Source organism: Amycolatopsis samaneae (assembly GCF_039541975.1).
GTDB lineage: Bacteria > Actinomycetota > Actinomycetes > Mycobacteriales > Pseudonocardiaceae > Amycolatopsis > Amycolatopsis samaneae.
This window is the reverse complement of the sequence record NZ_BAABHG010000001.1, coordinates 197315-217292: the sequence shown is the minus strand read 5'-3', so window position 1 is coordinate 217292 and position 19978 is coordinate 197315. Positions and strand designations below refer to the sequence as shown.

General features: G+C 72.4%; 18 protein-coding genes. 10 read left to right on the top strand and 8 right to left on the bottom strand.

Translation table 11 applies throughout. The annotated features are described in order from the left end of the window. The first annotated feature begins 88 nt into the window (after nt 1-88). Complete coding sequence (locus ABD987_RS00980) at nt 89-418, top strand: WXG100 family type VII secretion target (RefSeq protein WP_345385770.1); 330 nt, start codon at nt 89-91, stop codon at nt 416-418. Between the two features lie 37 nt (nt 419-455). Beyond that, on the top strand, nt 456-749 hold the full coding sequence (locus tag ABD987_RS00975) for a hypothetical protein (protein ID WP_345385768.1): 294 nt from the start codon (nt 456-458) through the stop codon (nt 747-749). Nucleotides 750-812: 63 nt separating this feature from the next. Here the strand turns inward: ABD987_RS00975 and mycP are convergent, their stop codons facing one another. The 3 genes from mycP to ABD987_RS00960 all read right to left on the bottom strand — a co-directional run bounded on the left by mycP (nt 813) and on the right by ABD987_RS00960 (nt 3468). Continuing rightward, complete coding sequence (gene mycP, locus ABD987_RS00970) at nt 813-2084, bottom strand: type VII secretion-associated serine protease mycosin (protein WP_345386779.1); 1272 nt, start codon at nt 2082-2084, stop codon at nt 813-815. A 77-nt stretch (nt 2085-2161) separates the two neighbouring features. Beyond that, nucleotides 2162-3115 carry a DUF6177 family protein gene (locus tag ABD987_RS00965; protein WP_345385766.1) on the bottom strand — a complete coding sequence of 318 codons (954 nt, stop codon included), beginning with the start codon at nt 3113-3115 and terminating at the stop codon, nt 2162-2164. Then, nucleotides 3112-3468 carry a hypothetical protein gene (locus tag ABD987_RS00960; RefSeq protein ID WP_345385764.1) on the bottom strand — a complete coding sequence of 119 codons (357 nt, stop codon included), beginning with the start codon at nt 3466-3468 and terminating at the stop codon, nt 3112-3114. The genes ABD987_RS00965 and ABD987_RS00960 overlap by 4 nt, the downstream gene beginning before the upstream one ends. A gap of 137 nt (nt 3469-3605) precedes the next feature. Here ABD987_RS00960 and ABD987_RS00955 point away from each other — a divergent pair, with 137 nt between their 5' ends. The 4 genes from ABD987_RS00955 to ABD987_RS00940 are packed head-to-tail and all read left to right on the top strand — an operon-like array spanning nt 3606 to nt 8841. Next, nucleotides 3606-3986: a YbaB/EbfC family nucleoid-associated protein gene (locus tag ABD987_RS00955; RefSeq protein WP_345385762.1), complete on the top strand. Its 381-nt coding sequence runs from the start codon at nt 3606-3608 to the stop codon at nt 3984-3986. Next, a complete protein-coding gene (locus ABD987_RS00950) occupies nt 3983-4309 on the top strand; it encodes a hypothetical protein (RefSeq protein WP_345385760.1) in 327 nt (108 codons plus the stop codon). The genes ABD987_RS00955 and ABD987_RS00950 overlap by 4 nt, the downstream gene beginning before the upstream one ends. Nucleotides 4310-4321: 12 nt before the next feature. Continuing rightward, entirely contained in the window at nt 4322-8233 is a 3912-nt protein-coding gene (locus ABD987_RS00945) for a WXG100-like domain-containing protein (RefSeq protein ID WP_345385758.1), read from the top strand. Nucleotides 8234-8256: 23 nt separating this feature from the next. Continuing rightward, entirely contained in the window at nt 8257-8841 is a 585-nt protein-coding gene (locus ABD987_RS00940) for a hypothetical protein (RefSeq protein ID WP_345385756.1), read from the top strand. 167 nt (nt 8842-9008) lie between these two features. Here the strand turns inward: ABD987_RS00940 and ABD987_RS00935 are convergent, their stop codons facing one another. From ABD987_RS00935 to ABD987_RS00925, 3 genes are all read right to left on the bottom strand, one after another. Continuing rightward, nucleotides 9009-10265 carry an HNH endonuclease signature motif containing protein gene (locus ABD987_RS00935; protein WP_345385754.1) on the bottom strand — a complete coding sequence of 419 codons (1257 nt, stop codon included), beginning with the start codon at nt 10263-10265 and terminating at the stop codon, nt 9009-9011. A 447-nt stretch (nt 10266-10712) separates the two neighbouring features. Further along, nucleotides 10713-11963, bottom strand: coding sequence for a sensor histidine kinase (locus ABD987_RS00930; RefSeq protein WP_345385752.1), 1251 nt, complete (start codon nt 11961-11963; stop codon nt 10713-10715). After that, the gene (locus tag ABD987_RS00925; RefSeq protein WP_345385750.1) at nt 11960-12625 is read right to left on the bottom strand and encodes a response regulator transcription factor; all 666 of its coding nucleotides are present in this window, start codon (nt 12623-12625) and stop codon (nt 11960-11962) included. The genes ABD987_RS00930 and ABD987_RS00925 overlap by 4 nt, the downstream gene beginning before the upstream one ends. Nucleotides 12626-12771: 146 nt before the next feature. Here ABD987_RS00925 and ABD987_RS00920 point away from each other — a divergent pair, with 146 nt between their 5' ends. From ABD987_RS00920 to ABD987_RS00910, 3 genes are read left to right on the top strand one after another with little or no spacing between them, the layout of a single operon-like run. After that, a complete protein-coding gene (locus tag ABD987_RS00920) occupies nt 12772-13443 on the top strand; it encodes a helix-turn-helix transcriptional regulator (RefSeq protein ID WP_345385748.1) in 672 nt (223 codons plus the stop codon). Then, the gene (locus ABD987_RS00915; RefSeq protein ID WP_345385746.1) at nt 13443-15089 is read left to right on the top strand and encodes a right-handed parallel beta-helix repeat-containing protein; all 1647 of its coding nucleotides are present in this window, start codon (nt 13443-13445) and stop codon (nt 15087-15089) included. The genes ABD987_RS00920 and ABD987_RS00915 overlap by 1 nt, the downstream gene beginning before the upstream one ends. Nucleotides 15090-15098: 9 nt before the next feature. Next, entirely contained in the window at nt 15099-15770 is a 672-nt protein-coding gene (locus tag ABD987_RS00910) for a winged helix-turn-helix domain-containing protein (RefSeq protein WP_345385744.1), read from the top strand. Between the two features lie 28 nt (nt 15771-15798). On the opposite strand, the gene kynU is transcribed toward ABD987_RS00910, so the two are convergent. Further along, entirely contained in the window at nt 15799-17043 is a 1245-nt protein-coding gene (kynU, locus tag ABD987_RS00905; RefSeq protein WP_345385742.1) for a kynureninase, read from the bottom strand. Nucleotides 17044-17084: 41 nt separating this feature from the next. Further along, a complete protein-coding gene (locus ABD987_RS00900; protein ID WP_345385740.1) occupies nt 17085-18239 on the bottom strand; it encodes a PrnB family protein in 1155 nt (384 codons plus the stop codon). A gap of 145 nt (nt 18240-18384) precedes the next feature. On the opposite strand from ABD987_RS00900, the gene ABD987_RS00895 reads away from it, so the two are divergent. Then, nucleotides 18385-19974, top strand: coding sequence for a PucR family transcriptional regulator (locus ABD987_RS00895; RefSeq protein WP_345385738.1), 1590 nt, complete (start codon nt 18385-18387; stop codon nt 19972-19974). Nucleotides 19975-19978 lie beyond the last annotated feature (4 nt).

Below are 19978 nucleotides of genomic sequence, written 5' to 3'. Positions count from 1 at the left end.
GTTTCGCGAATTAGCGTGACGACCGCAGCCCTGTACGAGGACGCACGGGCCCGGTGGGGAGCCGTGGACAAGAAGAATGGAGCGCCGGATGACAGGAAACTTCCTGCACGGTGAGACCGACCAAATCCTCAATTTGGCCAAGCAGACGGTCGCGCACGCCGAAGACATCAACACCAGGGCGGTGACGCTCGGGAACAACCTTTCCGCGCTGGCGTCGTCATGGAGCGGGCAGGCGCACACGGGATTCCAGGCCGTTTCGGACCGCCAGCTCGGCGACAGCCAGAAGTTCACCAACATGTTGCAGGAGCACGGCGAGAAAACCCAGACGCTGGCCAACAGCTACGACCAGGTCGACGCGGACGGCAACCACGGCTGGGACGCCGGTGGCACCGGCATCGACGCGGCCATCAACGTCTGACAACGGCGGGAAACCCCATAACGGAAAGGGATGACGCATGACCCGAATCATGATGCAGTTCGAACCGGTCTCCGGTGGCGCGGGCCAGATCCGGACCACCGGCAGTGAGAACGCGGACACGTTCGCCACCCAGTTCACCTACGTCCAGAACGCCGCCTCGGAGTTCCACACGGACGCTTCGGGTGGCGAGAACGCCGCGACCCACGGGGTGCTGAACAAGTGCCTCGACGAGATCCACCAGGGCGGTAACCACCAGGCGGCCAGGGCCGACCAGACGGTCCAGGCCTTTTCGAACGCGGTGGAGCAGGCCCGGCGCCTGATGTCGATGTAACCCTTGTCGGCGCGAAAGGAAGGGCCCCGGTGTGATCGCACCGGGGCCCTTCCTTTCGCGGCTTCACGGTTCGGAGACGAGGAAGATCTGCTCCGGCGGTTCGGTGGAGACGGGCTCGGCGGGCACGGCCGAAGCCCAGCCCGGACGCCAGCGGCGCCTTCGACCCCGGGGCACGACCACCGCCACCAGCGCGGCCAGCACGAGGTCCGCGACCGCCGCGACGGTCAGCCATTTCGCGGTGCCCGCCGTGGCCCGTTCCGCCGCCGCGCGGTCGAGCCGGGCCTGGTCCGGTGGCCGGGGAAGGTAACCGGGCAGCGCGGCGGGTTTGGCGGGATCCAGTCCGTCGGTCACCGCGCGATAGGGATCGACGATCCCGGCACCGTAGGCGTGACTGCCCGCACCGCCCCTGGCCGGGCTCGCGGTGGCCAGCAGTCGCTGGGCGACCTGGGCCGCGGAAAGCCGTGGCCACGCGGCGCGCACCAGCGCGGCCGTGCCCGCCACGAACGGCGCGGCGAAGCTGGTTCCGTCCACATAGGAGTGACCGCCCGCCCGCGTGGCGGTCAGCACCTTGGCCCCGGGGGCCATGAGGTCGACGTAGCGGCCGATCTGCGACGCGGACAGCCTCGCCCCGTCGATGTCCACCGCGCCGACGCCGAGCACCCCGTCGTAGGCGGCGGGGAAGGACGGCAGCTCGGTGCCCGCGTCCTTCTGGGCGTTGCCCGCCGCGGCCACCACCAGCGCGTCCCTCGCCGTCGCGTACGCGACCGCGTCCCGGATGACCGCGAAGTCGTCGTGGCCTGCCAGCGACAGGTTGATCACCTTCGCGCCCTGATCCGCGGCGTAGCGCACGCCGTTCGCGACCACCTGCGGGTCGATCCGCAGCGCCTCGCCCTGATCGCCGACGTCGCGGTCGCTGATCCGCACCGGCAGGATCCGCGCGTCCGGCGCCACGCCGTGGAAACCGATGCCGGGCACCGGATCGGCGGCGACGATCCCGGCCACGCCGGTGCCGTGGGAAACACAGTCGAACGCGCCGGGCAGCGCGCCGGCGAGGTAGAAGTCCCGGCCAGGCACCACCTTTCCCGGCCGGTTCAGCTGCGGATGATCGGCGTCGACGCCGGAGTCGACCACCGCGACCAGTACGCCCGCTCCCCGGCTGTACGGCCACGCGCGCTCCGGGGCGAGCAGTTGCTGCGCCCAGGGCTGCGCCGGGACGGGGGAGTGCGCGGGTTCCGGATCGTGGCAGGCTCCCGGCGGTGGCGCCGCGTTCGCCGGAGTCGCGCCTGTCGTGGTTTGAAGCGCTGTCGTGGCCAGCACGGCGGCGACGACGGCCATCCTGGTCATCCGATGTCGTCTCACCCCGCCATCGTCCGCCGGGACCCGCGGCGCGGTCGCGCGGTGGCGACAACAGGTCACGCCCCGCCTTCGCCGAAGTGGTCGAGGATTTCCGCGAACTGTGCGAACGGGGGCGTTTCGCTCCCGTCGAACCGGCACCACACGGCGGTCCGCGCTCCCACCCCGAGCAGGTCCACCCGCGCGGCGGGCGTCCGCCGCGCGTGCCCGACCCCACGGGCGGCGACCATCTCGTGTCCGATGAGGACACCGTAGGGCAGGGCGGGCGGCACCGGGGTCGCCGCGCGCAGCCCGGCCAGCCTGCCGGGGTGCGCGGCGACCACCAGCAGCCGCGCGGTGCCCGCGCACGCCGTGGCGAGGTCCTCGACGCGTTCCCGGGGTACCGTGCCCGCCTCGGGACCGCTGAGCCGGACCTCCTCGATCACCCCGGTGTCCACAGGGGACACCGCGAGCTGTCCCACCACGCCATGGCCGACGACGACCAGCTTGACCGGCCGGGCGCGGTCACGGCAGTGCGCGGTGATCTCCCCGGCCGACCACGGCTGGGTGGCGGGCTCGGCGACACCCCAGCCGGTGGGGCCGGATCCGGTGAGCGCGCGCATCGCGTCCTCGGTGCCCGTGCCGAGGCGCGGCGGTTCCCCCGCCGGGTGATGGACGGTGATCTGCACTTCGAGGTCGCCCGATCCCGGAGTCGCGTCCAGTGTGGGCGCGGGCCCGGGATCGGCGTCGGGGACGAACCGGTTTCCGTTCCACACCAAGGGGAAGCCCCGGAGCCCGTCGCGATGACGGCCGGTGCCGTCCGGCACCACCCAGTCGGCGTGCGCGTCGCGGAGCAGCAGCTCCAGCGGATAGGTGATCCGGCTGTGTGCCGCGGTGAGCAGTTGCAGGTCCCGTCCGCTGTCCACGGCGGTGCGCGCGGCGTCGACCAGCCAGGTGGAGGCGGGGACGACGTCGCGGAGCTGCTCGACGAGGACGGCCTCCGCGGTGGCGTGATCGGCGGCGGGGTGCGTCACCGGCTCGACCACGAGAGGCCGCCGGTCGCGGTCACCACCGCGTCGGTGAACGCCCTGGCGGCGGCCTCGGCCTCGGCGTCCCCGTCCGGGGCCCGGCTTTCCACCCACCACACCGGATGCGGCACGTCGGCCGTCCGGTCAAGGCCGAGCAGCCGCCGCACCTCGCCCGGCACCTGGACCAGCCGGGCGCCCTCGATGGTGAGCAGGGACCGGCCGTCGGGATGACGCAGCCGGAAGAGCCGCCGGTCCTCCAGACTGTCCACAAGCGACGGCTCGCTCGCCGCCAGTATCGCGCCGACGAGTGTGTCGGCGTCGGGTTCCCTGCGGCACAGGCCGACGACGTCGAAGGTCATCAGGTCGGCTCCTTTCCTCGTCCGGCCATCGTCCCCGGGCCGGGGACGGCCGGTGCCGTCGTGGCCGCAACAGGACACGCGGCCATCCGGCGCCCGTTCCGGCGACACACTGGGCCGGACGCGAGCAGGGAGGTGCCGTGGACTCTTCATCCCGGCCGGACGTCCGGGCCGAGTACGAGGAACTCGCCGAGGACATCCGGACCACACAGCGGCGCATGGCCGAGATCAGGGCCACCGCCGAATCCGACGACGGGTTCATCAGCGTGACCGTCGGCGGCGCCGGTGAGCTGCTGGAGCTGTGGCTGGACCCGCGCATCTACCGCGCGCCCGACTCCGTCGCGCTGGCGCGGGACCTCACCGACACCATCCACCGGGCCGTCGAACGGTCCCAGGAACAGGGCATCGCCATCGTCGCGAGCTTCCTGCCCGAGGGCGCCACCCCCGGGACGACCGATCTGCGATTCGATCCCCTGCTGCTCGAACTGGACCGGCAGACCGGCGGAGGAGCACGACGATGACCCGGATCGACCGCGACGGCGACGGCCGGATCGACATGGACACCGACGAGACCACCGCCCAGCTGAAGCGGGTGCGCGCGGCGGGAGAGGCGCTCGACGCTGCCTGGCCGGGCGCGCGGGGGAGGATCGAGGCTCCCGGGCTGGTGGGTGGCGGGCCCATGGGCGCCGCGTTCTTGAGTCTCTACAGTGGACCGAAGCAGTCCGTTGTGGACGCCATGGGCCAGCTCACCGGCGCCTACCAGCAACTGGCCGACAACGGCGACCAGGCCGTGCAGGCGTACCTGGCCGCCGACGCCGCGGCGGCCGGTCAGTTCCTCCGGTGACGCGGCCGGATCATGACCGACACCGTGGAGCCGGACGGCGACCTGTGGAACTGGGTCGTCCAGAACGGCGGTCAGGCCAAGGAGAACCTGTGGCCACCGGACAGCGAAACCGCCGCCCGTGATCTCGCGCAGGCGTGGAAGGACTCCGCGAAGGCGCTGAGGGACGCCATCCAGCTTTCCGACAGCGCGGCGGCCGACCTGCGCAAGGCGTGGTCGGACGCGGCGGGTTTCGGGGCGTACTACGCCGTCCACTCGATGAACCACGGCGAGCTGGGCGAGCAGGGCCTGGACGGGATCGCCGGCCTCATGGACACGCTCGGGACCGCCTGCGACGACTACGCGAACAAGGTGAGCAAGGCCAAGTACGACATCAGACGGTACATTTCCGACAACAACAAGCTGTTCGCGCGCTGCACCAGCTGGGCGGCCAGGACGGTGTTCGCGATCAAGGTCGCGAAGAAGATCTCGGACATGGTGTCGGGTTACGCGCAGGACATCATCAAGCCGCCCGAAACGGCCGAGCCACCGAAAAAGCCGAAGCCACACGGTTTCTGGGGCAACGTCGGCGCGTTCTTCGGCGGCGTCGGCGAGGCGATCAAGGAGAACGCGCTCGGCTTCGCCGCGCTGGCCGGGTGGGGTGACGGCCATTTCTCGTGGTCCAACGCGGGGCAGGCATGGGGCGGGCTCGGCAAGTTCGCGCTGTCCGCGGCGGCCTACAGCGTGCCGGGGCTGGCGGTCGTCGACCAGACCGTCGGCCTGCCGGGTCTCGAACGGGGCGCGGCGGGCCGGCCGTTGGTCGAAATGGGCAAGGGGATGGTCCACTGGGACCAGTGGAGCGAGGATCCGGCGCGGGCGGCGGGCGCGACCACGTTCAACATCGCCGCCGCGGTCCTCGGCACGAAGGGCGCCGGCGCGGTGGTCAGCCGGGCCGGGGCCGCCGCCGCGGGAAGCAAGATCAGCGCCCTCGCCACCGCCGGGCGCGTGGTGGAGCGCGCCGGGACGGCCGTCACGAAGATCCCCACCGGCACCGAGCTGGCGGTCAAGGCCGTCAAGCGGATCCCCGGCGTCGACAACCTGTTGTCCAGGGTCGGGCTCGGCCACCACCCGCCGGGCACGCCGCCGCACGCCGGGGACCCGCCGAACCCGCCGCACCGGGAGCCGGGGCGGTCCCCGGCGCGTCCGCCGGACAACCCGCCGGGCCCGCCCGCCCCGCCCAGCCCGCACGCGCCGGATCAGCCGCGCACACCACCGGATCGTCCGCCGCATCATCCACCCGAGCAAGCGCCGCCCGGCGAGCGTCCGTCCCGGCCGCCCGTGCCCGACCACCAGCCGAAACCGGGCTCGGTCGGCGAAGCCATGGGACGGGAGCCCCACCCGGCGTCGTCGCATCCGAGCGGCGGTGAGCGCCCGCATTCCGGTGGCACCCCGGAATCCCACTCCGGCGGAAGCCCGCGGGGCGCCGGTGAGCACCAGGCCCACGGGCAGCCAAGGCCGGGGGAGCACCCGGCACCGGCGAACCAGCACGGGCAGACGGGCGAGCACTCGCCTCGCCCGGAAGCCGCGCAGCGTCCGGCGGGTGCCGAACATCCGGGCGCGGCAGGACAGTCGGCAGCGGCCGAACACGCGGGGACGACCGGACATCCGGGCGCCGTCGAGCATCCGGCGCAGGCGGGGCATCCCGGGACCGCCGGGGACCACACACCCGCGCGGCATCACGAACAACCGGGGACCACGGAACACCCGGCGGCGAAGGAATCGGAGCCGCCGAAGGCCTATATCGACCCGAAGACGCAGCAAGCCCGGTTATCCGACACGCTTTCGCCCGAGGACCTGCGTAACACGACCGGGGTGGACCGGGACGCCGCGTGGTGGGCGCAGAAGCAGTGGGCGGAAGCCGCCGCGCCCCAGCCACGCACGCTCACCCAGAAGGCGATCTTCGCCGTGGTCAGGGGCAGCAGCGTCATCCACGCCGCGCAGGACATCGCCGAGGGCCACCACGCGGTGCCCACCAGCGATCCGCCCAAGCCGCATCCGACCAGGGAGCCCGCGCCCAAGAGCGGGGAGAAGACGGCCCCCGGTGCGGAAAACGCCAAGAAAACGCCGTTGAAGCCGGGCGATCCCGGGCTGCCACCGCGGTTCGGTGACCACGCCGTCGCGCACGTCGATCCCGTCACCGGCAAGGTCGATCGCATCGACCCGCCGGACCCGCCCACCCCGCCACGTTCCCCCGAGACCGGCCCGGAGAACCCGAAGCCGTCCGGGCCGCACGAGCCGGGAACGGAAGCACCGAAGGGGAAACCGCGTCAGCCGGAGCCGATGCCGGAACCGAAGCCGGTCAAGCACGACCCGGTGCGGCCACCGGAGCGTCCGCACGAGCCCGGGCGACCGGCTCCGCACCAGCCGGGCCACCACGATCCCGAGCGGCCGCCAGGGCACCGGCCGGAGCCGGGGACCGGGCCGGTATCGCATCGCCCCGCCGAGAACGCGCCGGCTCAGCAGCCCCCGGCCCGGCATGAACCGTCGGCGTCCCAGGAGAAACCGGCCCCGCGCGAGCCGGAGCATCCCCGGCCTCCGGAGCCGTCCGGGCGTCCCCGGGCGTCGGGGGAGCATGAGCCGCCGAGACGGCACGAGCCGCCGGGAGAACACGGACCGGGGCGGAGTGAAGCCACCGGCGAGCACCCGACCGCGCGAGGACGGGAGAGCCAGGGGGACGCGCCGAGAGTCCACATCGACCCGGACAATCCCGGAGCCCGGGTACCCGGAGCCCGGGTACCCGGCACCCGGCACCCCGACCAGCCGGGGAACACGGCCGGGACGCCCGGCGAGCCTTCCTGGCTGGACCAGGCACACCGGGCGGCGCACGTCGACGAGCCGGGGCGGCTCGCCGGCTGGCAGCGGGTGAACTTCCTGATGTTCCAGGTGATCGCGCTGGTACACACCTATTTCAGCCACAGCTCGCCGGACAGCCTGCCCGCCAAACCGGCACAGGCGAGCGAACGCACCGCCAAGTCCGGGGACAGGACCCCCGGTGAGCCGCCGGAGCCGACCACCGAACGGCCTCCGCTGCGGCCGGGCAGGGCCGACGCGCCGCCGTCGCACGGCGACAACTCCTTCGTGCCCCTCGAATTCACCCCGGGCTCGCGTCATCCGGCCGGTGCGGGGGAACCGCCCGCGTCACACGGGCCGGAGCCGAAAACCGAGCCGAAGTCAGGGCCAGGGCCGGAGAGCCGGACGCCGGATTCGCGTCCGCCGGAGCCGGAACCCGCGCACACACCGAAGGAACCGTCCACGGCGGAACCGCCGAAGGGGCCCGGAACCGGGCACACCGGCATCCACGACGTGATCAACCCGCCGGAAGAGCACGGCCCGCCGCATGGCGGGGACGGGCACGGGCACGGCGGCGCAGCCGACCCCGGGATCCCGGAGCCGCTGGTGCGGGACCATCCACTGCCGACCAAGGAACTCGAGCAGATGTTCCACGGGGAGAACGATCCGCACAATCCTCACCGGTTCTTCCACCCCGACACGGTCAAGTACATGTCACCGGCGGAACTGGAGCGACATCGGGTCTTCGTGCGCGACGGCAAGCTGTACAACGCGTCGGACGGCTCGCTGTTCGACACGTCGGCGGCGGCGACCCTGCACAGCGTCGGTCACGGGCGCGCCATGTTCGTGATGGACGAGCACGGAAACCTGTACGCGTCGAATCTGCAGATCAGAGGTAGGCTCCACCACTCGAGCTTCCTGGGCGGCTCTCCGGTGGCGAGCGCGGGGGAGATCGCGGTCAAGGACGGCGTGCCGCTGGCGGTGTCCCGCAAGAGTGGCCACTACCGGCCACATGAGGAACACCAGCAGCGGCTTCGCGAGATGCTCGAGGAGCAGGGCTTGGACGTCGACGGTATTACGTTCGAGGGTGGGTTTTGACCGATCCCGGCGGAAAGGACAGCATGCGAGCGGCATTTCCCTGGCGGGGGTACGTCAACCAGCTCACCTACGCGGTCGATCTGACCCACCAGGTCGAGGACGGGTTCGTCGCCGCGCTCGCGGACGACCTTGTCCACCAGCGGACCTTCACCCAGCCGGTGGCGGACTACCACCGGGCGGTGGACGCCGCGCTCGCCTCGGGGGAGACCATCGCGTTCGGCGACGAGCAGGACGAGGCCGTCACCCGGGACTTCCTCGCCCGGTTCAAGCAGGTACTCGACGACCGCAGGCCGTGGCCCGAGCCACGCTTCCGGCAGGAGGAACCGGACACCTGGCCGGCGATGCGTGACGCTCCCGTCCTGGCGCGCATACCGCTGTCCGTACGGCAGGTCCAAGAACGGCTGAATCGGATGTTCGACACCGTCACAGGTGGCGACGGCGAAGTCGACGTGCTGATCCTGCGGCTGCGTACCGGGCAGGTGGTGGCACTGGCGCACAAGCACGCCTCGGGCCCGCTGGGCGTCGACCTGGTGGCACGCACCGATCCCGCCTCGACCCTCGCGGCGTTCCACGAGTTGACCGGGATCGAAACGTCACCAGCTCCCTGATCCGGATGCTCGGGTCTGCCCGGACTTCGGGGGTGAGCTTGCCCTCGACGTCGTGTGGGTCGCGCAGTGCGATCGCATTGCGCAGCGTGCTGGCGGCGAGGGAGGCCCGCATTGAGGTGCCGACGATGATCTCCTTCCAGGCAAAGCCTCAGCCCCCTTTTGCGTATTCACCGGAGGAGGGGTTGGTGCAGAATGTTGCGTCTGGGGGCGCGTAGGGGGTCTACGTAGTCGGGCGGGACGAAGGTGGGTATCCCGTCTTCGGCGATGTGGACTGTCCATGGTGAACTGTGCAGTAGTCGATGATGCGCTGAGCAGAGCAGCACGAGATTCCGGAGAACCGTCAGTCCGCCGTGTGCCCACTCGATCGCGTGGTGGACGTCGCAGTGTCTGGGTTTTCGGTGGCAGCCGGGGAAGGCGCAGCCGCCGTCTCGGATGATCAACGCCTTGCGTAGTGCCGGGGTGACCAAACGCTTGGCCCTGCCCAGATCGAGCGGCTCGCCCTTCGAGCCGAGTACCGCCGGAATGATGTGGCAGTCGCAGGCCAGCATGCGTGTTTCGGTGGCGGTCAGTTCGCTGACCATGTCCAGGCACGCGGTGCCCAGCTTGGACTTCAGATCGTTCAGGGCCACGGTGACCACCAGGTGGGCGCGGTCACCGCCGGGCACGTCCGGAACATTGGCCAGCATCGCGATGGCCTCACCGAACGCCTCCCCGTACCGCTGTGAGGTAGACCGTAGGTCCGGCCACTTGTCTTCCCCGGCGGGCCGGGGCGTGGACAGTGGGTCGAGGATGGTGCTGAGCCGGGTTCCGGTGATGGGATCGAGCTGCCCGTCGATATCGAACCAGCCGTCCTTACGCTGCCGCATCCGTAGTTCGGGTTTGCGTTCGGTCGGGTCTGGGTCCTTCGGTTCTTTTCCGTCCTGGTCCATGCGGGCCAGGATCTCGTCGGCGGCCTTGTCGACCTCGTGTGGTGTCGCCTGACGTGCCAGCTCCACCAGGATCTTCTCCGCACTTGATCTGTCCTCTTCGGACACACCTGCTGGAATCTTCTTCAGGAACCCCACAATCCTGCCGATATGGTGTGGTCCGATCTCCCCGGCGAGTGCGGCCGCTCCGGTCGCTGGCGCGGCGGCGGGTGTTTCGGTACCGTCGATGCTACGACCAGGATTCACGCCACGCGCACGATCAAGATGCTTCTTGGCTTCACCACGCGACATCCGCCCCATGTGTGCGAACCATGCCGCGGTGGACCCGTAGCCGTACAGCTCGGACACCCCGCGAGAATCGACCTCCACCAGTAGCTGGCCGAGTTCCGCGTCCAGACGCCACAAGGCTTCCAGTCGCGTACGCACCTCGTCGGCGAGTTCGCGACCGGATAACCGCCACAGTGGTGGCGGTTCCTGGGTGGGCAGGTTCCTGGACACGCCTCCATCCTACCGCAGACACTCGCACATACGTTCGACTCGAATGAGTGAATAGCTGGTCAGGGGCCCGGCTGCGGTGTTGGGGCTTGAGGATGATCTTGTTGCAAGGGAGGGCGTTCGCCCGTCGTATGATGAACTGGCTGCGTTGGCGGCGGTGGAGCTTGCGCGTGAGGAGATCGCATGGTTGCGGTCTGAGGTCGCCGGGCTGAAGCGTCGTCTTGGGGCGAACTCGGGTAATTCGTCGCTGCCTCCTCGTCGGACCGTTTCGGCAAGCCCGCGCCGAAGTCGTTGCTCCGCACGGAGGGCGTCGGCCGGGCAATCAGCCCGGGACGCCCGGGCATCGCTGGTGGCGCACGTCGACGAGACCGCGTCCGCTCCCGCATCTCCGCCGCCCGCAGGAACAACGTCCATGCGGTCCGGGATCCGGCCCCCGAAACCGCCCCGCGCTCAGGAAGCGCTCACCGGGAAACGGAGTTCGAAGATCGCGCCGCCCTCGTCGGCGTTGTAGACCGACAACGTGCCGCCGTGCGATTCGGCGACCCAGCGCACAATGGACAGTCCCAGCCCCGACGAACCGCCGGTGCTGGTGAAGCGGTCGAAGGCGTCTTCGGTCAGCGAGGTGTCGATGCCCGGCCCGTGATCGGCCACGGTCACCGTGCCCCCGGCCACCGTGATGTGCACGATCGCCGCCGCGCCCGGCTGCCGCCCGTACCGCAGCGCGTTGTTGAGCAGGTTGCCGACCGCGCGCTGCACCAGCGCCGGATCGGCGTTCACCTTCGTCGGCGCCGCGGTGACGGTGACCTGCGCCCCGTCCGGCTCGGTGTCCTCGACGACGCCGACCACCAGCTGGTCCAGCCACACCGGCTGGAAGCTCAGCTGTTCCACGCCCGCCGCGAGCCGGGCCCGCACCAGCAGGTCGTCGATGATGCCGCCCATCCTGGCGGCCAGCCGGACCGTGCGCGGCAGCAGATCGGCGCGCTGGTCCGGATTCGTCATCGCGGTCTCGGCGAGCGCACGCAGCGCGGCCACCGGTGTGCGCAGGTCGTGCGCGGTCTCGGCGAGCAGCACCTCCTGTTGTTGCAGCGCCGCCGCGGCGGGCCGGATCGACCGCCCGGACAGGACGTGCCCGGCGAACCCGAGGGCGCCGACCAGCAGCACGCAGCCGCCGATCACCAGCAGCACGAACCGGGTGTGCGCGTCCCGCTCCGGGCCGGTGTCCTGGACCGCGACCACCGCGGCGAACGGTTTGCCCGTCCGGGACAGCAGCGGTTCGGCCCGGAACTGGACCAGTTCCCCGCCGGTGCCCTGCTGGTATCCGGCCATGGTGGTGCGGCCGCGCACCGCGCCCGCGGCCAGCATGTCGAGCACCTCGGTGTTCATCGGCACGCACGAGCGCTGCGACAGGTGCGGCTGGAACCCGGCCGTGCCGCCCGGCAGGATCGCGAACTGCGGGCACTCCCGGTCCAGTCTGTCGGTGGTGACCAGGCTGAAGTTGACGGTCTCGTCGAAGATGACCAGCCTGCTGATCGAGGAGGTCACCCGCAGCAGGTCGGCGTCGATCCGTTTGGTGCCCTGGTCGGCGTCCTCGCTGATCATGAACCAGGCGAACGCCACGAGCCCGACGGCGTTGATCGCGGTGAACAGCGCGGTCAGCCCCCAGCGCAGCCTGCGCAGCCGGTCGGCCGCCGACCGGCTCATCGGGCGCCGAGCCGGTACCCGAGGCCGCGCACGGCGTGGATGAGCTCCGGCTCGCGGATCTTGCGGCGCAACCGTTTCACGACCGCGTCGACCACATTGGACATCGGGTCGGTCTGGCTGTCCCAGCAGTGCTCGATCAGGTCGGCCCGCGCGACGGTGTGCCCGGTGTGGACGAGGAGGTACTCCAGGACCGCGAACTCCTTGTTCGACAGGGTGAGCAGCACGCCGGCCCGGCGTACCTCGCGGCGCGCGCAGTCCATCACCAGGTCCTCGTGCCGCAGCACCGACGGCCGGTCGGCCCCGGCCCGGCGGCACAGGTTGACCACGCGTTCGGTCAGCTCGGCCATCGCGAACGGCTTGACCAGGTAGTCGTCGCCGCCGTGCTCGAACCCGGCGACCCGGTCGGCCAGCGCGTCGCGCGCGGTGAGGAACAGCACCGGGGTCGGCCAGCCGTGCCCGCGTCGCGTGTGGACGTACCCGATGGCGTCCCCGTCGGGCAGCATCCGGTCGAACACCACGCAGTCGTAGTGCCCGGCGCCCAGTGCCCGGTCCGCGCCCGCGATGTCGCCGCTCGCGTCGACGTCGAGGCCCGCGGCCCGCAGTTGCGTGGTCAGGGCGACCCGCAGATTCTCGTCGTCCTCGACGACCAACACCCGTGTCATCAAAACCTCATGTGCGCGGAGAGAAAGTAGGCACGTGCTCGGCAACGCTAACGCGTCGGCGAGCGTAGACCATCGGATCCGCGGGATCTGGCATGAACAGGCCGCGCCCGGTCAGCACCGGCCGCGGGGAAGTGAGGGGATGCGCCATGAACCAGCCGAGCAGGCTCAGCCTCGTCGAGGGCACCGGGCCGGCGGGACCGGCGGGACTGGACGGGCTCGTGGCGTCGGCGGTCAGCGAGGTGCTGATCATGAGCGCCGGCGCGAGCCACGGGCCGATCGGCGAGTTTCGCCGGATCGCGCACGCCCACCTGCGTGCCGGCGTGCGCTGCCGGGCGCTGTTCCCCGACTCGGCGCGGTGCGCCACCACGCCGAGCGGGTTGTCGCTGGCCGGGGCGCAGGTGCGCACGGACGCCGAGGTGCCGATGGAGGCGCTGGTCATCGACCGCGCGGCGGTGGTGCTGCCGGTGGACCGGGCGGGCACCGGGAACCAGGCGGGCGTGGCGGTCTTCCGGCTGCCGGGCGTGGTGACCGCGACGGCCGGGCTGTTCGAGCGGATCTGGCAGGCCGCGGTGCCGCTCGCGCCGACGGACCTGCCGGACCCGGACGACGAGGAGATGCTGACCGCACGGGAGCGGGATCTGCTGACGCTGCTCTGCACCGGCAGCACCGACGAGTCGGCCGCGGCCCAGCTGGGCATCTCGGTCCGCACGGTCGGCCGGATGGTCGCCGACATCATGAACCGGCTCGGCGCGCGCAGCCGGTTCCAGGCCGGCGCCAAGGCGGTCGACCGCGGCTGGCTGCTGGCGAAGGCGGGCTGATGGACCACGTATCCGGCCGGACGCTGGTGGTGGGGGAGCGGCCCGGCGCCTATCCGACCATCGGCGACGCGCTGACCGACGCCCCGGACGGCGCGGTCATCACCCTCGACGGTGGCACCTACCGCGAGGTACTGGAACTGTCGGCTCGCCGGGTGACCCTGGCCGCCGCGGACGGGGCGAAGGTGCTCGTCGACGGCCGCGGCGCGGACCGGCCGGTGTTCGCCGCCCGCGGGGGTTCCCTTGCCCTGCACGGGATCGAGCTGCGTGCCGGGGACGCCGCGGCGATCGCGGTCGAGGACGTCGCGCTCACCGTGCGTGGCTGTGTCGTCGTCGGCGGGCGGGGCCCGGCGATCGGCATCCGGGGTGCGGCGGGCTTCGAGGTGACCGGTTGCGTCGTCACCGGAGGCGAACAGGGCATCGCCGTCGAAGGCGCCTCGGGCAGGCTGGAGGACACCACCGTGGAGGACGTGACCGGCGACGGGATCGTCGTCGGGATGGCGGCGGACCCGGTGATCCGGAACTGCGTGATCACCGGCTGCGGGCTGCGCGGCGTGTACGTCTACCAGTACGGCAGGCCGGTCATCGAACGGTGCGAAATCACGCGGACCGGCCACGAAGGCGTCGCGGTGGCCCACCACGGCCTGCCCGAACTGCGGCACTGCACGGTCCGCGACACGCGCGGTCCCGGGATCGCGTTCGCCGCGGGCTGTGGCGGCGGTGTCGTCGGGTGCCTGGTGGAGAACACCGCCGAACCGGGTGTCGCGATCGCCGAAGGGGCGACCACGACCGTGTCCGAGGGCACCGAGCCCGGCGGTCACGGCGATCAGGAGCTGGACGAGCTGCTGGCCGAACTGGACGCGATGATCGGCCTGCCCGAGGTGAAGGCCGAGGTCCGCGCGCTGGTCGACGAGCTGCAGGTCAACGAGTGGCGCCGCCGGGCGGGGCTGCCGGTGGGTGGCGCCGCGCACCACCTGATCTTCGCCGGGGCGCCCGGCACCGGGAAGACGACCGTGGCGCGGATCTACGGCCGTCTGCTCAAGGCGCTGGGTGTGCTGCCGCGCGGCCAGTTCCGCGAGGTGTCCCGGCGCGACCTGGTGGGTCAGTACATCGGGCACACCGCGGAGAAGACCTCGGTGGTGTTCGAGGAGTCCCGCGGCGGCGTGCTGTTCATCGACGAGGCCTACACGCTGTCCCGGTCGGCGGGCTCGGGCGGCGACTTCGGGCAGGAGGCGATCGACACCCTGGTCAAGCTGATGGAGGACCAGCGCGACGAGGTCGCGGTGATCGCGGCGGGCTACACCGCGGAGATGGCGGACTTCCTCTCCGCCAACCCCGGGCTCGCCTCCCGGTTCGGCAAGACGATCGAGTTCGCGAACTACCGCCCGGACGAGCTGCTGGGCATCGTCGACCGCATGGTCGCCGCGGGGGACTACGAACTCGACCGCGCCGCGGACCCGGTGCTGACCGGGTTCTTCGAGCGCGCGGCCGTCGAGGAGAACTTCGGGAACGCGCGTGACGCGCGGCGGCTGTTCGAGGGCATGCGCAAGGCGCAGTCGCAGCGGTTGCGGCTGCTCGGCCGGGTCCCGACGGTCGCGGAACTGCGCGCACTGGTCGTCGATGACGTGGTGGCCGCAGTGGCACGCTAACGTGCCGATGTGCGGGTGCTGGTAACCGAAGACGACGACAACCTGCGGGTGGCGCTCGACGCCGCGCTGCGCGGCGCCGGGTTCGCGGTGGACACCGCGGCCGATCTGCCCGCGGCCGACGAAGCGCTGTTCGTGAACGCCTACGACTGCGCGGTGTTCGACCGGATGCTGCCCTCCGGTGACGCGCTGGGGTACGTCCACCAGCGACGGAGCGCGGGCTGGCCGGTGCCGGTGCTGTTCCTGACCGCGCGCGACAGCGTGGCCGACCGGATCGACGGGCTGCGCCGGGGCGGCGGCGACTACCTGGTCAAGCCGTTCGCCATGCCCGAACTGGTGGCCAGGGTGCGCAGCCTGTGCCGCGGCGGCCCGACCGGGCCGGGGCCGGGGCCGGCCAGGACGCTGCGCTGCGCGGACGTCGAACTGGACGGTGGCAGGCACCAGGTGACGCGGGCCGGGGTGCTGCTCACCTTGACGCGCAAGGAATATCTCGTCCTGGAACGGCTGATGCAGGCCGCGGGAAGGCCGGTGTCGCGCAACGAGCTGATCTCCTACGCCTGGGACGAAGCGGCCGATCCCGCGTCGAACGTCCTGGACGTGGTGATCGCCCGGCTGCGGCGCAAGCTCCGCGAACCGGTGTTGATCCACACCGTGCGCGGGATCGGCTACCAGATGACCGGCTGAGCCCTGGGAACCCGGGACGGCCGGGCGGTCACGTCACCGTCGGACGGTTCGCGTATTCGGGACGTTCCCAGGCACGGGTGGCGACGGCCTCCTCCATCGCGGCGACGGCATTCCACACGTCGAGGTGCCGCAGGTACAGCGGGGCGAACCCGAAGCGCATGGTGTCGGGCGCGCGGAAGTCGCCGAGCACCCCGCGGTCGGCGAGCGCGCGGACGATGCCGTAGCTGTGCTCGTGCCGCAGCGCGACGTGGCTGCCGCGCCGCTCGTCCCTCGGCGTCACCACCTCGACCCCGGCCGCGCCGAGCCGGGATTCGACCAGGTCCATGAACAGCCCGGTCAGCGCGAGGCTCTTGGCCCGCACCTGACCGAGATCGACCTCCCGCCACATCCCGAGACTCGCCTCCAGCGGCGCGTAGGACAGCACCTGCGGGGTGCTCGTCCGGAAGCGGTCGATCCCGGCGGCGGGCTCGTAGCCGACGGCGAACTCGAACGGCGCGCGATGCCCGTGCCAGCCGGAAAGCGGCTGCCGCGCGGCCTCCTGGTGCCGCCGGGCGACGTACACGAACGCGGGTGAGCCGGGCCCGCCGTTGAGGTACTTGTAGGTGCACCCGACCGCGAAGTCCGCGCCTGCCGCGTCGAGGTCCACCGGCAGCGCGCCGACGCTGTGGCAGAGGTCCCAGATCACCAGCGCCCCGTGTGCTCGCGCCTGCCGGGTCGCCTCGGCGAGGTCGGTCAGCGCGCCGGTGCGGTAGTCGACGTGGCTGAGCACCACGACGGCGACGTCCTCGTTGAGCGCGCTCGCCAGATCGGGGGCGTCGCGGCCGATCAGCCGCGTCCGATGGCCTTCGCGTGTTCCGAGCGCGCCCTCGATCATGTACAGGTCGGTCGGGAAGGCGTGCGCCTCGGCCACCACGACTTCGCGGCCCGGTCGCAGCGCGAGCGCGGCGAAGAGGGCCTTGTAGAGGTTGAGCGAGGTGGTGTCGCAGACGAGCACCTGCCCCGGCGCGGCGCCGATCAGCGGGGCGAGCAGTTCGCCGACGTCGCGGGGCTTGTCGAACCAGCCCGCGGTGTTCCAGCTGCCGACCAGCCCGTCGCCCCATTCCCGGTCGACGACCTCGGCGACCCGCGCCCGCGCCGCCTCCGGAAGCGCGCCCAGCGAGTTTCCGACCAGGTAGACGACGTCGCGTGGCAGGTGGAACCGGTCGCGGAACGCGGCGAGTGGGTCGGCCGCGTCGAGTGCGGCCAGGGCCTCCGGCCGGACGGTGGTGGTCATGTTCTCCCTTTCGACGCGGTGGTGCGTATGCCCGGTATACGTCACGGCCCGCCCAGTTCCCTGGCGCGGGTCTCCTCGCGGGCCTGCACGAGCAGCCGCACGAAGTCGGTGCCGCCGGTGCCCTTCGCGGCGCCGGACCGCTCGAACCGGCCGATGTAGCGGCCGGTGAGCCCGAGGTGCCGCGCCCGCAGCTCGCTCACCGCGCGCACGCAGGCGTTGTACGCGTCCGTCAACTGTGGACGGTCGGGGCGGCGCGCGGCGTAGTCGTGCACCGAGGGGCCCGCTTCGAGGTCGGCGAGGAACCTGCGGTGCGGCAGCGGCATGTGCGCGCGCATCCCGCGCAGGAACCCGCCGGTCCGCTCGTGCGGGTGCGGAACGCCCAGCCCGGCGTCGAAGGCCTGGATGAGGGAACTCTGCGCGGCGCTCGCGCCGGTGAACACCCTGGGGTGGTCCCAGACGCCTTCGTAGACGACACCCGGCGCGGGCCAGCCGGCGAGGAACGGCCGGACCCGGTGGTAGAAGACATGGGGATCGCACCAGCGCTCGACGTCGAGGAACGCCCGGGTGGTCGCGGCGAGGACCGGTTCGAGCGCGCGCAGCGCCGCGGTGAGGCGGTCCGCGTCGTCGGCCGCGACCGCGTGCTGCGCGGCGGCCAGCAGCGGCAGCGCGGGCGCCCCGGCCAGCTCGACGCCGACCGTGGCCAGGTAGAACCACTTCTCGTCGACCCCGCCGAGAAAGGTCACGGCGGTGTCGATGTTGGTCAGGCTCAGCGGTTCGTCCGGGACGAGGCGCCGCCAGTTGGTGAGCACGATCGAGGAGTGCGCGAGGATCGGCGGGCGGCCGAGCTCCTCGGCCAGCCGGCACCACGGCACGGCCAGCGCGGCTGGAAACCGTTCGGCGGCAACGGGTTCCGCCCACATGTAGGCGTTGCCGAGGCAGGAGAGCAGGAGGAACGCGCGTTCGCGTTCGCCGGGGCCGTCGAGGTGCTCGGTCGGCAGCTCCGGCAGCGCGGCTACCGCGGCCCGCAGCCTGCCGGTCATCAGCAGCGCGCCGAGGTCCGCGGCGAGCCGCTCCCACGGCCGGTAGCGCGGCGCGAGCGCGGGCACCGGATCGGTGCCCGGCACGAACCCGCGCCCGGCGTCGATGTCGTAGGTCGCGAGGTCCGTCGCGACGGGCACCGCGATCGTTTCGGGCATCGATGGTCCTTTCGTCCGCACCCGTGCCGTCCGTTCCCAGCATCACCGCCGTGGTGCCGCGCGGGAACGGGCGTCCGCACAGTGTCGGCGGATGTGGCAGTGTGATCGGCACAGCCCTGTCCGGATGGTGGGAACGAGGAGTGCCGTGTCCGCAGCGCACCCGACGGCGGCCGAGCTGGCCGGCGCGCTGGGCGGTTCGGTGCTCCGCCTCGTCGCCGACGGCGGTGCCGGGCGGGCGATCCGCGAGGTGACCATCCACGATCCGGCGGGGCCGTCGCGGCCGGGCAGTCTGCTGCTGGCGCCCGGCGTCACGGCGGGGGAGCTGCCGGACCTGCTCGGAGCGGTGGCCGCCGCCGGGCATCCGGCGATCGTCTGCCGGGCCCCGGTCCCGGCGTCCGAGGCGGTGCTCCGCGCGGCGCGGGACCACGGCACGGCGGTGTTCGAACTGGCGGTGGGAGCCGACTGGACGCGGCTGGCGGACGACGTGCGCGCCGTCGCCGCCGCGTGGTCGCCCGGCACCGGGCACACCCCGCGGGCCGAGGACCTGTTCGCCCTGCTGGACGCGGCTTCCGTGCTGCTGGACGCCCCGCTCGTGCTGGAGGACACCGCCCTCGCGGTCCTCGCCTGGTCGGGCGGCCAGGACGAGGCCGACGAGGAGCGGGTGACGGGCATCCTCGAACGGCGGGCGCCCGGCTGGCTCGTGGAGGCGCTGGAGGCCCGCGGCGACTTCGCCCGGCTGGCCGCGTCGGACGAGCCGCTGTTCCTCGGGCCCGCGTCGGCGCACGCGAAGCCGAGGATGGCGGTCGCGGTCCGCTTCGGCGGCGAACTCCTCGGCTATCTCTGGGCGACGACGGCCGGTGAGCCGTTCGGGCCCGAACGCAGTGCCGACTTCGCCGCCGTCTCCGGGGCGGTCGCCTCCTTCCTGCGCGGGCGCGGCGCCGGGAGCGGGGCGGACCGGCCGGTCGTGGCCGACCTGGTCTCGGCGCTGCTGCGCGGGGAGGACGCGGACGGCGCGGCGCGGCGGCTCGGTGTCCGGACCGCGAAACTGACCGTGCTGGCGGCGCGGCTCGCGACCGGGGGCGGGCCGGAGGGGGACTGGGCCGGACGCCGCGGGCTGCTCGGCCCGCTGGCCCTGCACCTGACGATCGGTCATCCCCGCGCGGTCACCACGTTCGACGGCGACGCGGCCTACGCGCTGCTGCCCTGGCCGCCTTCGCTGTCCGCGGCCGCCGCGCTCGCCGGGACGAGGCGGCTCGCGGAGGGCTTCGCGCGGCGCGCCGGGCGGGGCCGCGACCTCGTGCTGGCGGTCGGCGGCGTCGCGTCGACCCCCGACGAGGTGCCCGCCGCGAAGGACGAGGCCGATCTGGTGCTGCGCGTGCTGGCCGACCGGCTGGCCGGGCCGCCGGTGGCCGCGTTCGCCGATGTCCAGACCACGTTCGCGGTGTCGTCGGCGGCGCGGGCGCTGGCCCGCGCGGGGCACCGCCTGCGCGGCCCGGTCGACCTGCTCGCCGGGCACGACGCCGAGCAGCACACGGAACTCGTGCCGACACTCCGCGCCTATCTGGACCTCTTCGGCGACGTGAAGCGCGCGGCGGAGCGGATCCACGTGCACCCCAACACCTTCCGGAACCGGTTGCGCCGCATCCGGGAGCTCACCGGTTTCGACGCGACGGACCCCGACGCGCGGTTCCTCGCCGAGCTCGAGTTCCGGATCCGGGGGCTGCGCGGGCACTGACCGC

Coding starts and splice junctions, on each gene's coding strand:
- ABD987_RS00980 (WP_345385770.1), top strand. CDS start 89: ATGACAGGAAACTTCCTGCACGGTGAGACCGACCAAATCCTCAATTTG.
- ABD987_RS00975 (WP_345385768.1), top strand. CDS start 456: ATGACCCGAATCATGATGCAGTTCGAACCGGTCTCCGGTGGCGCGGGC.
- mycP (WP_345386779.1), bottom strand. CDS start 2,084: ATGGCCGTCGTCGCCGCCGTGCTGGCCACGACAGCGCTTCAAACCACG.
- ABD987_RS00960 (WP_345385764.1), bottom strand. CDS start 3,468: ATGACCTTCGACGTCGTCGGCCTGTGCCGCAGGGAACCCGACGCCGAC.
- ABD987_RS00950 (WP_345385760.1), top strand. CDS start 3,983: ATGACCCGGATCGACCGCGACGGCGACGGCCGGATCGACATGGACACC.
- ABD987_RS00945 (WP_345385758.1), top strand. CDS start 4,322: ATGACCGACACCGTGGAGCCGGACGGCGACCTGTGGAACTGGGTCGTC.
- ABD987_RS00940 (WP_345385756.1), top strand. CDS start 8,257: ATGCGAGCGGCATTTCCCTGGCGGGGGTACGTCAACCAGCTCACCTAC.
- ABD987_RS00930 (WP_345385752.1), bottom strand. CDS start 11,963: ATGAGCCGGTCGGCGGCCGACCGGCTGCGCAGGCTGCGCTGGGGGCTG.
- ABD987_RS00925 (WP_345385750.1), bottom strand. CDS start 12,625: ATGACACGGGTGTTGGTCGTCGAGGACGACGAGAATCTGCGGGTCGCC.
- ABD987_RS00920 (WP_345385748.1), top strand. CDS start 12,772: ATGAACCAGCCGAGCAGGCTCAGCCTCGTCGAGGGCACCGGGCCGGCG.
- ABD987_RS00915 (WP_345385746.1), top strand. CDS start 13,443: ATGGACCACGTATCCGGCCGGACGCTGGTGGTGGGGGAGCGGCCCGGC.
- kynU (WP_345385742.1), bottom strand. CDS start 17,043: ATGACCACCACCGTCCGGCCGGAGGCCCTGGCCGCACTCGACGCGGCC.
- ABD987_RS00900 (WP_345385740.1), bottom strand. CDS start 18,239: ATGCCCGAAACGATCGCGGTGCCCGTCGCGACGGACCTCGCGACCTAC.